The sequence below is a fragment of the Halioxenophilus sp. WMMB6 genome (assembly GCF_033283405.1).
In the GTDB taxonomy this organism is placed as follows: domain Bacteria; phylum Pseudomonadota; class Gammaproteobacteria; order Pseudomonadales; family Cellvibrionaceae; genus Halioxenophilus.
In genome coordinates this window covers 83,884-97,456 of sequence record NZ_JAWMQR010000013.1, presented here as the reverse complement: position 1 = coordinate 97,456, position 13,573 = coordinate 83,884, and the positions used below count along the sequence as shown (strand labels likewise).

At 58.7% G+C, this 13,573-nt stretch carries 10 protein-coding genes; 5 read left to right on the top strand and 5 right to left on the bottom strand.

Annotated elements, in window-relative coordinates; translation table 11 throughout:
* Positions 1-25: 25 nt before the first annotated feature.
* The 3 genes from SBL51_RS22135 to SBL51_RS22125 form a co-directional block, all read right to left on the bottom strand.
* Positions 26-556, bottom strand: coding sequence for a response regulator transcription factor (locus SBL51_RS22135; protein WP_317933367.1), 531 nt, complete (start codon positions 554-556; stop codon positions 26-28).
* Entirely contained in the window at positions 549-1,841 is a 1,293-nt protein-coding gene (locus tag SBL51_RS22130; protein WP_317933366.1) for a hypothetical protein, read from the bottom strand. Before SBL51_RS22130 ends, SBL51_RS22135 begins: the two co-directional genes overlap by 8 nt.
* A gap of 207 nt (positions 1,842-2,048) precedes the next feature.
* Positions 2,049-3,200: an FAD-dependent monooxygenase gene (locus SBL51_RS22125; protein ID WP_317933365.1), complete on the bottom strand. Its 1,152-nt coding sequence runs from the start codon at positions 3,198-3,200 to the stop codon at positions 2,049-2,051.
* Positions 3,201-3,295: 95 nt separating this feature from the next.
* Between SBL51_RS22125 and SBL51_RS22120 the strand changes: the two genes are divergently transcribed.
* The 3 genes from SBL51_RS22120 (at position 3,296) to SBL51_RS22110 (ending at position 5,259) form a co-directional block, all read left to right on the top strand.
* Positions 3,296-3,922 carry a TetR/AcrR family transcriptional regulator gene (locus tag SBL51_RS22120; protein WP_317933364.1) on the top strand — a complete coding sequence of 209 codons (627 nt, stop codon included), beginning with the start codon at positions 3,296-3,298 and terminating at the stop codon, positions 3,920-3,922.
* A 92-nt stretch (positions 3,923-4,014) separates the two neighbouring features.
* Positions 4,015-4,899, top strand: coding sequence for an alpha/beta hydrolase (locus tag SBL51_RS22115; RefSeq protein WP_317933363.1), 885 nt, complete (start codon positions 4,015-4,017; stop codon positions 4,897-4,899).
* A 75-nt stretch (positions 4,900-4,974) separates the two neighbouring features.
* The gene (locus SBL51_RS22110; protein WP_317933362.1) at positions 4,975-5,259 is read left to right on the top strand and encodes a hypothetical protein; all 285 of its coding nucleotides are present in this window, start codon (positions 4,975-4,977) and stop codon (positions 5,257-5,259) included.
* 118 nt (positions 5,260-5,377) lie between these two features.
* On the opposite strand, the gene glyA is transcribed toward SBL51_RS22110, so the two are convergent.
* Positions 5,378-6,643, bottom strand: coding sequence for a serine hydroxymethyltransferase (gene glyA, locus SBL51_RS22105; RefSeq protein ID WP_317933361.1), 1,266 nt, complete (start codon positions 6,641-6,643; stop codon positions 5,378-5,380).
* A 167-nt stretch (positions 6,644-6,810) separates the two neighbouring features.
* A complete protein-coding gene (locus SBL51_RS22100; RefSeq protein ID WP_317933360.1) occupies positions 6,811-8,022 on the bottom strand; it encodes an endonuclease/exonuclease/phosphatase family protein in 1,212 nt (403 codons plus the stop codon).
* Positions 8,023-8,252: 230 nt separating this feature from the next.
* On the opposite strand from SBL51_RS22100, the gene SBL51_RS22095 reads away from it, so the two are divergent.
* Complete coding sequence (locus tag SBL51_RS22095) at positions 8,253-11,399, top strand: carboxypeptidase regulatory-like domain-containing protein (protein WP_317933359.1); 3,147 nt, start codon at positions 8,253-8,255, stop codon at positions 11,397-11,399.
* Between the two features lie 163 nt (positions 11,400-11,562).
* Positions 11,563-13,227: an energy-dependent translational throttle protein EttA gene (gene ettA, locus SBL51_RS22090; protein ID WP_317933358.1), complete on the top strand. Its 1,665-nt coding sequence runs from the start codon at positions 11,563-11,565 to the stop codon at positions 13,225-13,227.
* The last annotated feature ends 346 nt before the right edge of the window (positions 13,228-13,573 follow it).

Below are 13,573 nucleotides of genomic sequence, written 5' to 3'. Positions count from 1 at the left end.
TAATAATCGAGGAATAAACCCGGTTTTAGTCGGGCAGGTAGCGCTTCTGCAATTTGCGCTGCAGAGTGCGGCGATGCATTTTCAGCTGTTTGGCGGTCGCCGAGATATTGCCGTTGTTCTCCTCCAGCGCCTGTTGAATGGTCTCCCACTCCACCGACCTCAACGACGGCTTGGCCAGCTCGTCCGGCTGGGCCGCCACACCCTCCTCTTCGCCCAGCAGAGCGGCGATAATCTCCTGGGCCGAACAGGGCTTGCTGAGAAAATTAACCGCCCCCAATTTCATCGCCTGCACCGCGGTGCGGATGCTGCCGTAGCCGGTGAGCATAACAATGGTATCGATACCCGCCTGTTTCAGCTCTTCAATTAACTCCAGGGAGTTATCCTGGCCAATTTTCAAATCGAGCAACGCATGGCTGTAGTGCCCCTCCGCCACAGCCATGCGCAGACCGGCCAGGCTGTCGCAGTGGCAAACGTCAAAGCCGCCACGCGCCAGCGCACGGCTGGTGACGTGGGCCAGGGCTGGGTCATCCTCCAGGTAGAGCAGCCGGTTAACCATCGGCCACCTCATCGTTCTGGCAGGGCAGCGCCACGGTGACACAGACGCTGTAGAGGCCATCGGCGGCGGCCGGTTCAACATCAATAGCGACCGTGCCGCCCAGCCGTTCGATGGTGCTGTTGGCGAGAAACGAGCCAATGCCAAGGCCGGTGGTTTTTTCCGACTGCAACAGCTTGCCCCACTGGCGCAGGCGCTGCTGCTCTCCCGCTGGCGAGCGGTTGCTGATGGCGATGGTGAGCTGCTGTGCGCGCCGGCCAAAGCGTACCAGCACCTCCCCCGCGGTGGACTCCAGGGCGTTGTTGATCAGGTTGATCACGGCAAATTCAAACAGCTCGTTGACCGCTACTATGCCCTGCCCCCCGCCTAGATCTTCAAAGCGGGGCTGGCGCTCCGGCTGGGCAAGGGCGTAGTGGTCGATCAACTTGTCGATCACGCTCTGTGTTGCGCGCGGAGTGAGTTGATCGCTCTCGCGGGCGACTTTGGAGAGCTGTTTGATAGTCGCCTGGCAGCGCTCGATCTGCTGCTGCATCACCGGCAGGTCGGCGATGAGCAGCTCGCTCTGCTCGCCACTTGCGGCCAGCTCCTCCACCAGCAGGGTGAGGGTCGCCAGCGGCGTGGCGAGGTTGTGCACCGCCGAGGCGGAGACGGTGGCCAGGCCAATCAGCTGCTCGCTGTTGAGGTTCTGTTCGCGTATCTGCTGCAGCAGGGTGTATTGCCGACGCAGGGCGGCCACCAGGGTACTGACAAAAAAGCAGATCAACACTGCGCCAATCAGGTAGTTCAACCACATGCCAATCAAGTGCACCTGGTAGGCAGATTCGAAGTGGCGAAAGTGGGCCTGCAGCTGCAGCCCCAGCAGCAGTGAGTAGATCACAATAGTCGCCAGGCAGACCAACCAAGCCAGGCGACGCGACAGCAGCATGGCGGCAAAGGCAATAATCACCAGGAAGTAGTAGATAAACGGGTTGGCGGCACCCCCGGCCAAGGCCAGTACCAGGGTAGACCAGGCCAGGTCGAAGAGCACCTCGCGGCTATTGCCATTGGCCCAGGATTGCAGCTTGGGCCGGGCCAGCACCAGCAGCGTCCAGCCAAGCGCGGCGGCAATCACCAGCGCCAGCAGCCCACCGTGTTCGCTGGCCTGCATGGCCAACTGCCAGTAGACCAGTGCCACTACCGCGCACAACAGGGTGACCAGGCGAATGTAAAGCAGGAAGCGGACGGAGAACCTGGCATCCACGGCCGACCAGGTCTCGGGGCGCAGGGGTTGACTAGCTTGAGGGTGCATTAGGGGTAGCGGCTGCCCACGGATTGTTCGAATGCCCCTATTGTATGCATCGCCCGGTAAATAGAAACCGGCGCGACAATATGCCGCGCAAGACTCTAGCCAACGGGACGACTAGCGACTTGGCCAACCAATAAAAAGCCGCCGCAAAAACGGCGGCCAAAGTAAATAGACAAATTTAAAATTGATCGTTAAGCAACTGTCGAAAAACTAAGCCGCTTCCCCTTCCAGGGTAACGGCGTATTTGGCTTTATCCATTGCCGCCTGTACTTCTGCGTAAAAGGCCGGGTCCTTACCGAAGCGAGGGTCCTGGGAGAGCTGGATCATCGCCTGATTGGCCTCGACATAGGGTCGCATTTGGCAATCGTAGCGGGCAAAGGCCGCCTGGTAATCCGCCGGCGATTGCGCCAACTGATAGGCCAGCGAATAGGCACCCACCAGCGCCAGACTGGTCCCCTGGCCGGAGTAGGGCGACGGGCAGTAACCAGCATCGCCAACCAGCGCCACCCGGCCTTTGGTCCAGGCGGGCATTTTCACCTGGGCCATCAGACCGATGTAAAAATCATCCGCCGACTGCATAGCCGTCAACAGTTTGGGAACCTCCCACCCCATTACACCGCAGCGCTCCTGTACTAAATCCTTCTGCCCCTGCAGGTCGCGAGGGATATCGCCCAAGCCAGCGGTAAGCCCCATGCAGACGCGCAACTCCTGGTTATCGCGCGCGGTGTAGAGCATGGCGCTGTGTTTATCCCCCTGATAACTCAACTGCCAGTGCTCCAGGCCGAGGTAGTTGGGCGCGCTGAAGACCGCCAGGGCCACTCCCAACGGCAGCAGGAATTGATCGTCCGGGCCAAACACTGAGCGTCGAATCGAAGAGCCGATACCGTCGGCGGCCACCACCAGATCAAACTCCCGCTGACTGCCATCTTCAAAGTTGACCAGCACCGAGGCGTCCCCTTCCTGCAGACTTTGCACAGCGTTGCCGTATAAAAACTCGGTCTCTGCAGACAGCGCCTGCAACAGAATATTGGCCAGATCGTCACGCAGAATTTCGATATCTTCGTTATCGAAATTGCCGCCAGTGATGGTCATCTCCTCCGAGCGCCAGTACTCCTCGCCCGCACTATTGAGCTTGGAGACCCCCTTCATGGTGGCTCGGTGGGCCAAGGTCGCCTCCAGCAGCCCCATGGCCCGCAAAACCTCCAGCGCCGAACCACGCACATCAATAGCGTGACCACCCGGGCGCGGGCCGGGGGCTCGCTCCACCAATGTCGGCGTATAGCCATAGTGTTGTAGCCAATAAGCGAGGGCGGGGCCGGCGATACTAGCCCCCGATATCAAGACACGTCTATTTTGATCCACCGAATTCTCCTGATCACTGAAGGATGGCTATTTGGCGTTGAGCAGAGTTGACCGTATCATTCCGCTCTTATCATCAATCGCCACTTATGAAACACATGGATCATATCTTTGAGGAACCAGCGTCGTCAAACTCCACCGATGCCCGCATGCTGCGCACCCGTGCTGCGCTGCATCGGGCTATCTTCGAGCTGCTTGCGACAAGCACCTTCGAGTCGATTACCATCCGTGACCTCACCCGACAGGCGGGTATCGGTTACGCCACCTTCTTCCGCCACTACGCCACCAAAGAGACACTGCTGGAGGCGGCGGCCGCGGCCGAGATTCGTCAACTGAATGAGCTAACCATGGCGCTGTTTGACACCCAGGATTGCCTAGCCGCCTGCCTGGAGCTCTGCCGCTACATTGAGCTGCGCCGGGCACTGTGGCGATTGCTGCTGAGCGGCCGGGGGGAGCAGGTAATTCGCGACGAGTGGATTCGCCTGGCCCAAAACAATGCCGAGGTGCTGGGTAAGCAGCCCAATTTGGAGGATGAGGCAGCGATTGTGGTATCTATTAGTGCCAACATTGGGCTGCTCAACTGGTGGCTAAATCAGGAGCAACCCCTGGCCACCGAGCAGATCGCCCAGCTGTTAAATGCTCTGGTTATGCAGCCCTCGCTGCAACGGGGCTTTGCCACACACCTGCAAGGGCAGGCGGCCAAGCCACACTCTGAGCAGAGATAAAGAATGCGTCGCCGTCAGTGCAAAGTGCAGTCGTATGGCGAGGTTATTGCGTGTCACACCGGAGGATTACACCATGCAGTTAAGGAGAAGAGATGGGGCGCTTGTCATCCAACAAACTGTGGCTTGGGCTCCTGGCCCTGGTTATCGCCTGGCCGGCCATGAGTGAGCCCGACGCCGCAGCGCAGTGGTCGCAGGTTAGCCTAGAGCGCCACACCCTCACTGCCAAGCCCGTGAGCCGCAGCCTGCGCCTGCAGGTGGCCCTGCCCGCCGGTTACGACCCCAACCAGCGCTACCCGGTGCTCTACTACACCGACGCCTTCTCCCAGGCCGGGCGGGTCAGCGAAATCGTCTACTCCCTGGGTGCGGTGGGCGTAATTCCGGCGATGATCAGCGTTGGCATCGACAGCGACAGCAACACCGGCGCCGAGGCCACCGAGGCCCGCGCCTACCTGCTCACCCCCACCCAGGCCGACACCTACCAGGCCCCCTTTGGCGTACAAAAAGGCTGGACCGGCGGCGGTGCGCTCTTTTTAGAGAGTTTGGCGAAGGAGGTGATTCCGTTTATCGAGAGCCACTACGCCGCCAGTGGCGAACGCACCCTCTACGGTCACTCCTTCGGTGGCCTGTTCGCTGCCTACACCCTCTTCAGCCAGCCGCAACTCTTCAGCCGCTACCTGATCTCCAGCCCCTCACTGGCCTGGGACAACCGGCTGATCTTGCAGCTGGAGAGCCAGTATGCCGCCAACCACAAACAACTGCCGGTGCGGGTGTTTCTCTCGGTGGGCAGCGAGGAGAATATTCCGGTGTCGCCCATGGTGGACGACGTGCAACGGCTGAGCGAAGTGCTTAACCAACGCGACTACCGCGAATTTCAGTTCACCAGCCGGATCTTTGCCGGAGAGGATCACTTCACGGTAACCTCGCAATCGATCAGTATCGGTTTGCGGGCGCTGTTTGCCGCCGAACAGGCGCACTAATTTTTACCCCGGCCAAAACAGTAATGACCACGCTATTTTGCCCGTTATATTCTCTCTGTGAAGCACTCAAACTGTATGCCGAAAAATAAGAGTAAAGCTGAAAAATTGGCGGGTAAGCTGATCTCAACCCTACAGAAAGTTTGGGGAGAACAGACCGGAGAAGCTCAATCGGAAGCCTCCGAAACTGTGATGAAACTGGGCCACACTCTGCTACAGGCTGGTAGTGCGGAGGCGATGAAAGAGGTACTCAATGGTCGCAGCGTAGCACAGTACCTTGGCGATATTTGGCTAGAAAAAAATCCTAGCGTAAAACCCATTGTCCGCGAGTTAAACAGCGAAATATATAACGCTAACGATTAACAAAACCTCGTTATCGCCAACGCTCAGCAGAGCCAAACTTCCAAACAAAAAAACCGCGAACAGAGTCGCGGCTTTTTCACACTGCGGTTATTTGCGCAGCTATTTATTACGCTGCTTTTTAGGCAGAGTAGACCGGGAACTGTTTACACAGGGCCAGCACTTTCTCTTTGGTAGCAGCGATAACGCTTTCGGAGTTGCCCGCTTCCAGGCTGTCCAGCACATCGCAGATCCAGTGAGTCAACTGCACACACTCGTTCTCTTTAAAGCCACGGGTGGTGACCGCCGGGGTGCCCACGCGCAGGCCAGAGGTGACAAACGGTGAACGCGGGTCGTTGGGCACGGCGTTTTTGTTGACGGTGATGTAGGCCTCACCCAGAGCGGCGTCGGCATCTTTACCGCTGTAAGGTTTGCCAATCAGGTCAACCAGCATCAGGTGGTTTTCGGTACCGCCGGAGACGATTTTAATTCCGCGCTCAATAAAGGTGGCGGCCATCGCCTTGGCGTTGGTGACTACCTGCTGTTGGTAAACCTTAAACTCCGGAGAGAGTGCCTCTTTAAAGCTGACTGCCTTGGCGGCGATCACATGCATCAGGGGGCCGCCCTGGCCACCGGGGAATACCGCTGAGTTGAGTTTCTTTTCAATCTCTTCGTTGGCTTTGGCCAGGATGATACCGCCGCGGGGGCCGCGCAGGGTTTTGTGGGTGGTGGAGGTGGTGACGTCGGCAATCTGTACCGGGCTTGGGTAGACACCGGCGGCAACCAGGCCGGCCACGTGCGCCATATCGACCATCAGGTAGGCACCCACCTCATCGGCAATGGCGCGGAAGCGTTGCCAATCCATCACCATGGAGTAGGCCGAGAAACCAGCAACAATCATTTTGGGCTTGTGCTCTTTGGCCAGGCGCTCAACTTCGTCGTAGTCGACTTCGCCGGTCTCTGGGTTGAGGCCGTACTGCACGGCGTTGTACATCTTGCCGGAGAAGTTGACCTTGGCACCGTGGGTCAGGTGGCCACCGTGGGCCAGGCTGAAGCCCAACACGGTATCGCCCGGGGCACACAGCGCCTGGTAAACGGCAGCGTTGGCCTGGGAGCCGGAGTGCGGCTGTACGTTGGCGTAGTCGGCACCAAACAGCTCTTTGGCGCGCTCGATGGCCAGCTCTTCGGCCTGGTCGACAAATTCACAGCCACCGTAGTAGCGCTTGCCGGGGTAACCCTCGGCGTATTTGTTGGTCAGCGAGCTGCCCTGCGCCGCCATCACCTGGGGGCTGGTGTAGTTTTCAGAGGCAATCAGCTCGATATGCTCTTCCTGACGCTGGTCCTCTGCCTGGATGGCAGCCCAGATTTCGGGATCGTACTCTGATAACGGCTTGGATGAATCAAACATTGGCTACCCCCTGGTGCACTAAGGGTCGACCGGGCACTGCCTGTCGACGGTCAGCTTTGCGGAAAACTCGCGGAAAAAAAGAGGCGCGGATTGTACACCATTTACCCGGAGGAAACCGACCCCTAAATGCAGGCCGGCGTTACCGCCGGTCGGCGCGCCCGCCCGGGCTAGTCGAGTGGCGTGATCTCCAGGTCGAGATAGACCAGGCGATGGTCCGAAGAGGCCGCCCGATCGGTGACCAGATAGGCCTCGGGCGCCTCGGCGGTGGGCCAGAAGACGCCACCGCCCACCACCGTCAGCCCCGCCTTGGAGGGCAGCACATAGTCGGCGCGGCTGCGCCACAGTGCGGTGTGGCTGGCGGCCTCGGCCTGCTCCGGGGTGTGCAGGCGGCCGCCGTCGCTGGTGGGTGTGAAGCTGCCGTTGACCAGGGGGTGGTCGAGCAGCTGCTGCATGGTGCCGGGGTAGGTCTCCTTGCTCTGGGTGCCGGCGTTGAGGTCGCCGACAATCACAAACCGGCCGCCGGCAAAGGGGGCTCTGCTGTCATTGTCATCATAGAGATAGGGGGCAGCGGTGAGGTAGTCGGCCAGTAGGCGGATCTCATCGTGGTTGCGCCTGCCGTTGCGATCCTCCGGGCCATCGAACACCGGCGGTGTCGGGTGCGAGGCCAACAGGTGCAGCGGCTGCCCGGCCACTAAAATGGGCAGATCCCAAAGCGCCTTGGAGGGCAGCCGGAAGGCCTGCCACTGGGCCGCGCTGTACCAGGGCTGGCCGCTCTCGGGATCGATCGGCGCCAGAGCGCCGGGCATATCGCGCCAGCGAAACTGGCGAAAGCTGCGCACCTTGGCCCCGTCTATGGGGTAGCGGCTCAGCACCACCATGCCATACTGGCCTGGGTAGTTGCCAAAGCCCCAGGCATCGCCCCCCTTGCCGGTGGCTTGGCCATCGTGGTCGAAGTCGTGGGGGCTGGGGTCGCCGGTGTTGACCGGGCCGATGTGGAAGTAGGGGTAGTCGATGGCGGTGACGCCTTCGGCCTGGGCCACAGCCAGGTAGTTGCGCAAAAACTGCAACACCCCCTGTTCGGGCTCTTCGATATAGTCGAACTCATTGAGCAGCACAATATCGGGCCGCACCCGCTGGATGATCTCAGCAATGTGGCCAATCTGGCGGTTTTTGCCACTGGCCAGCTCGGCTTTCAGCACCGCCAGTGAAAGCTTGTCGGTTTGGTCAACTTGGTAGTTGCCCGCCTCCATACTGACGTTAAAAGTAGCCACCCGCAGCGGCACGGGTTTACTCGCAGCGTTGGCTGCATGGTGTAGGGTCATCGCAAAAACTGCCCCCAACAGCGCTTGAACTGGCCAAAAGGCGTTCAATTTCCTCATAAAACTCTTTCCTATTTACGCCACAAAGCAAGCCATCTTGACGCTTAAAGAAAACTTCAAAAATTGTTTGCCCTATTGGTCAAAAAGTTAATTTAAGGCTCTATAAACCGTCACAGATTTGTAATATTTTGCCTCGACAATGCGGGAGTTAACCGAATCACTCGTCTACTTATTACACCATTTGCATCACACCGGGGGCCACCCCCTCTCGACCATTTAGGGAAGAAACTATGAAGCCTTTTATCAAGCAGCGCCTGGCTATGGCGGTATTGCTGGCTGCCACGGCCGGTAGTGCTGTGGGCCAGGAGACCACCTCTGCCATTCGGGGAAAGATTCTCACACCAGCCGGTGAGCCAATGACCAACACCACGATCGTTATTATTGACGATCGTACCGGTGCCAGCCGCACCTACACCACCAACTCGGCGGGCTCTTTCTACGCGCCCAAGCTCTCCGTCGGTGGCCCCTACACGGTGATCATCAACGAAGACCAGAAGGTAGTGGTTGACTCCATCTCCCTGGGTGATGTCTACAACCTCACCTACGGTTACGAAGAGAAAAACATGGAAGAGGTGACGGTTTACGCCGACGCCAGCTCGGTGGCCACCACCGCCGTGGGCCCCTCCTCCACCTTTGGCCTGTTTGAGCTGGAGAACAACACCTCCGGCGACCGCGATATCGTCGACATCATCGCTATCGACCCACGCATCAACCTGGACCCGGGCACTGGCGGCATCACCTGTGCCGGTAAACACCCCCGCTTCAACAGCACCACCTTGGATGGTGTCAGCCAAAACGACCGCTTCGGCTTGAACAGCAACGGCTACTCCACCGCCACCGGCATGCCCTTCCCCTTCGCGGCCATTGAGCAGGTCTCGGTGGAGCTGGCTCCCTACGCGGTGCAGTACGGCGGTTTCAGCGCCTGTACCATCAACGCGGTTTCCAAAGCCGGTACCAACGAGTTCCACGGTGGCGTTTTCTATCAATACACCGACGACAGCCTGAAAGGCGACTCTATCGACTACGGCCACGGGGAATCCTCCAAGTTTGAGAGCGAGTCCTACGACACCTACCGCCGCGGTTTTGATTTCGGCGGTCCTATCCTGAAAGACAAGCTCTTCTTCTATGTCTCCTACGAGGAGTCTGAATCGCCGGAGTTTATTGCCCAGGGCTACAATGGCGGCAGCGGCGACACTCGCGATTGGTTGAGTGAAACCGACTATAACCGCATCGCCGATATCGCCCGCAACGTCTACGGCTACGAGCCCGGCGGCCAGCCTGGCAACGGCGTACAGGAAGAGGAGAAGTACGCGGCCCGTATCGACTGGAACATCACCGATAGCCACAGCCTGGCGTTGATCTACAACTACTACGAGGGCTTTGAAGATCGCGCCTCCGATAGCGACAGCGACGAATTTGAGTTCGCCAACCACTTCTACCGCAAAGGGGCGGAATCAGAGACCACCACCGCTAAGTGGTCTGCCCAGTGGACCGACACCTTCTCCACCGAGCTGTTTATCAGCCACAACGAGATGAACGACTCTCAGGTGAATGTGGCCGACCAGGGCTTTGGTGAGATGCAGATCTCCATTGGCAGCAATATCGTCTACCTGGGTACCGATGACTCCCGCCAATCCAACGCACTCAATACCGAATCCGATTACTTCAAATTTAATTCCCAACTGTTGGCCGGCGACCACGTATTAACCGCCGGCTACGAGCAGGAGGCGCTATCGGTCTTCAACCTGTTTGTACAGCACTCCGATGGTGGTGAGTACCGCTTCTTCGACAGCTCCAGTTCCGGTGGCCTCTCCGGTATCGACAAATTCGAACTGGGCACCCCCAACCGCGTCTACTACGGTAGCGGTGGTGGCACCAACAATCCCAACGACGCTGCCGCCTCCTTCGAGAACGTCCAGCACACCCTCTATATTCAGGATGAGTGGTACATCGCTCCCAAAAACCTGACCTTGGTTTACGGCCTGCGTTACGAGAAGTTCACCAGTGACGATGCGCCCAACACCAACCCGGCGTTTGAGGACTACTTTGGTGTTCCCAACGACACCGGTGTCGATGGCCTCGATATTCTAATGCCACGCTTTGGCTTCACCTGGGGAGCGGCAGACTCCTTGACCATTCGCGGTGGTATTGGCCTCTTCTCCGGCGGCAACCCCAACGTCTGGATCTCTAACGCCTGGAGTAACGATGGTGTGACCAACGTGCAGGTCTCCAACACCTCTTACGCCGACTCCATTCTGACCGCACCTCTGGCTAACGGCGGTGCACCTGGCTTCGCACCGCCACAGTCACTGTACGATATTGTTGCCGCCACCACCGTCGCCGATGGCAACATCAGCTATGTCAATATTATCGACCCTGACTACGAACAACCGGGTGAATGGAAGTACTCCTTGGGCTTCACTCAGGAGTTCGAATCCGGCTGGACTCTGGATGGTGATTTCATCTACTCCCAGACCCAGGATGCCGCCTACTACCAGGATATCTCCCAGGAGATTGTCGGCTACACCACCACCGGCGCACCCATCTATGACTACGCCGACAGCAGCGTGCGCGACGTTTACATGCTGACCAACTCCGACCGCACTGCGGAAGGGTTTGTCGCATCGTTGAACCTCTCCAAGGCGTTTGATAACGGCTTCTACGTCTCTGTTGGTTATGCTCAGACCCGCTCTGAGGATATCAGTCCGATGACCAGCTCCACCGCCGGTTCCAACTTCGACAACACCGCCCTGCTGGATATTAACGATCCACGCCCGGGCACCTCCAACTACGAAACCCCACACCGTTTCAGCCTCTATGTGAACTACACTCACGCCTTTATTGGCGACCTGGATACCAAGATCAGCCTGCGCGCTGTGCGTAAACAGGGCCAGGGCCAGAGTTACGTGATGGATGGCCAGGATCTTGAAGGCGATGGTTACTACGGCCGGCACCTGCTCTACGTGCCCACCGGCGCGGATGACCCCAACGTCGTCTTTGCCGATGGCTTCGATCAGGATGCCTTCTTCGCCTGGGTAGATAAAAACGGCCTGGATTCCGGTTACGTGGCACGCAACGAGGTTAACGCCCGCTGGAGCACGCTGGTCAATCTGGCGGTACGCCAGGAGCTGCCCACCTTCTTTGATGGCACCTCCGGTGAGGTCTACTTCCTGCTGTACAACCTGGGCAATTTCCTGAACGACCGTTGGGGTCACCAGTCCGATGCCGAGTTCTTCTCGCAAGAGGTGGTCGATGCCGAGGTCAATGACCAGGGTCAATACGTTTACACCAACTTTAAAGGTGGCAGCGTCACCGACAAACTCGAAGACCCGGAGTCTCTGTGGGAAGCCAAAGTGGGTGTTAATTTCCGCTTCTAAGGCAGACGCACCTCGCTTCACTGACGGGCCACAGCTGTGGCCCGTTTTTTTTTACGGGTAAGGGTTGCAGGCGGGACATAGCCGCCGCAACTATTGAACTTCAAAAACGCATCAGTTACCGTGCCCGCCAAATTTGGCTAAACCCAGAGAGGATCACAGCCACATGGCCCAATACGTCTACTCCATGAACCGCGTTGGCAAGATCGTGCCGCCCAAGCGCGAGATTCTTAAAGATATCTCCCTGTCGTTCTTCCCCGGCGCCAAGATTGGTGTGCTCGGCCTGAACGGCTCCGGTAAATCCTCGCTGCTGAAGATCATGGCCGGAGTCGACCAGGACTACAACGGCGAGGCCCGGCCTATGCCCGGCATCAAGGTGGGCTACCTGCCCCAGGAGCCGCACCTCGACCCCAATAAAGATGTGCGCGGCAATGTGGAAGATGGTGTGCGCGAAGCGCTGGACGCGCTGGCGGCACTGGATAAGGTCTACGCCGACTACGCCGAGCCGGATGCCGACTTCGATGCCCTGGCCAAAAAGCAGGCACAACTGGAGGATATTATCCAGGCCTGGGATGCCCACAATTTAGAGCACAAGCTGGAGACCGCCGCCGACGCCCTGCGCCTGCCGCCCTGGGATGCCGACGTCACCAAACTCTCCGGTGGTGAACGCCGCCGGGTGGCCCTCTGCCGCCTGCTGCTGTCGCGCCCCGACATGCTGCTGCTGGACGAACCCACCAACCACCTGGATGCCGAGTCGGTCTTCTGGCTGGAGCAGTTCCTGGTCGCCTTCCCCGGCACCGTGGTGGCCATCACCCACGACCGCTACTTCCTCGATAACGCCGCCGGCTGGATTCTGGAACTCGACCGCGGCCGCGGCATCCCCTACGAGGGCAACTACTCCGACTGGCTGGAGGCAAAAGAGAAGCGCCTGGAGCAGGAGCAGAAGACCGAAGCCTCACACCTGAAGGCAATGAAGTCAGAGCTGGAGTGGGTGCGCCAGAACCCCAAAGGGCGCCACGCCAAGAACAAGGCCCGCCTGGCCCGCTTTGAAGAGATGCAGTCGCAGGAGTTTCAAAAGCGCAACGAGACCAACGAGATCTACATTCCCCCCGGCGAGCGCCTGGGCGACAAGGTGATTGAGTTCAACCACGTCAGCAAAAGCTATGGCGACCGGGTGTTGATCAACGACCTGAGCTTCAGTATCCCCAAAGGGGCTATTGTTGGGATTGTGGGTGGTAACGGTGCCGGTAAATCGACCCTGTTTCGTATGATCGCCGGTTACGAGCAGCCGGACTCCGGCAGCATCGATATCGGCGATTCCGTAAAGGTCGCTTTTGTCGAACAGAGCCGGGAGAACCTCAACGACAACCACACCGTGTGGGAGGCGATCTCCGGCGGCGCCGATGTGCTCAACATCAACAACTACGAGGTGGGCTCCCGCTCCTACGTGGGCCGCTTTAACTTTAAAGGCTCCGACCAGCAGAAACGCGTGGGTGAACTCTCTGGCGGTGAACGCGGCCGCCTGCATCTGGCCAACACCCTGAAACAGGGCGCCAATGTGCTGCTGCTCGACGAACCCTCCAACGACCTGGATGTGGAGACCTTGCGCGCCCTGGAAGAGGCACTGCTCAACTTCCCTGGCTGCGCCCTGGTGATCTCCCACGATCGCTGGTTCCTCGACCGCGTCGCCACCCACATTTTGGCCTATGAGGGCGACAGTGAAGTGGTCTTCTTTGAGGGCAACTACACCGAGTACCACGAGGATTTCCAGAAGCGCAAGGGCAATGAGGCACAGCCCAAGCGCATGAAGTACAAACCGATTAAGGTTTGACCCTAGCGGGTAAAAAAACTGACCGGGCCGGCCATCAGGCTGGCCCTATCTCCCGCGATAAGCGCACATTCTGACTGGACTTGCTCTTATCCAGCCACCATCTACGCACTATGGCCACTAAGCCGCGCACAACCACTGTGCTAGCCTGCCACTTTGGGAACTTAACCGGTTTGTGAACCAATACTCAAATAGTAAAAGTTAACCCATTTGCCGTATTGCCCAGTACCTGGATCTGTTAGCGTAAGAGCTTCGTTTTTACCGTTGTGTCACTGTTTTCCCGCACTATTGGTCAGCGCGCAGCCAACAGCCGCTCAAGTTGTTGTAACCCAGATTGAATGGCAGGCGC

What these genes read in the sequence shown, in the direction of transcription:
- SBL51_RS22135 (WP_317933367.1), bottom strand. Translation starts at nt 556, where the DNA reads ATGGTTAACCGGCTGCTCTACCTGGAGGATGACCCAGCCCTGGCCCAC.
- SBL51_RS22130 (WP_317933366.1), bottom strand. Translation starts at nt 1,841, where the DNA reads ATGCACCCTCAAGCTAGTCAACCCCTGCGCCCCGAGACCTGGTCGGCC.
- SBL51_RS22120 (WP_317933364.1), top strand. Translation starts at nt 3,296, where the DNA reads ATGGATCATATCTTTGAGGAACCAGCGTCGTCAAACTCCACCGATGCC.
- SBL51_RS22115 (WP_317933363.1), top strand. Translation starts at nt 4,015, where the DNA reads ATGGGGCGCTTGTCATCCAACAAACTGTGGCTTGGGCTCCTGGCCCTG.
- SBL51_RS22110 (WP_317933362.1), top strand. Translation starts at nt 4,975, where the DNA reads ATGCCGAAAAATAAGAGTAAAGCTGAAAAATTGGCGGGTAAGCTGATC.
- glyA (WP_317933361.1), bottom strand. Translation starts at nt 6,643, where the DNA reads ATGTTTGATTCATCCAAGCCGTTATCAGAGTACGATCCCGAAATCTGG.
- SBL51_RS22100 (WP_317933360.1), bottom strand. Translation starts at nt 8,022, where the DNA reads ATGAGGAAATTGAACGCCTTTTGGCCAGTTCAAGCGCTGTTGGGGGCA.
- SBL51_RS22095 (WP_317933359.1), top strand. Translation starts at nt 8,253, where the DNA reads ATGAAGCCTTTTATCAAGCAGCGCCTGGCTATGGCGGTATTGCTGGCT.
- ettA (WP_317933358.1), top strand. Translation starts at nt 11,563, where the DNA reads ATGGCCCAATACGTCTACTCCATGAACCGCGTTGGCAAGATCGTGCCG.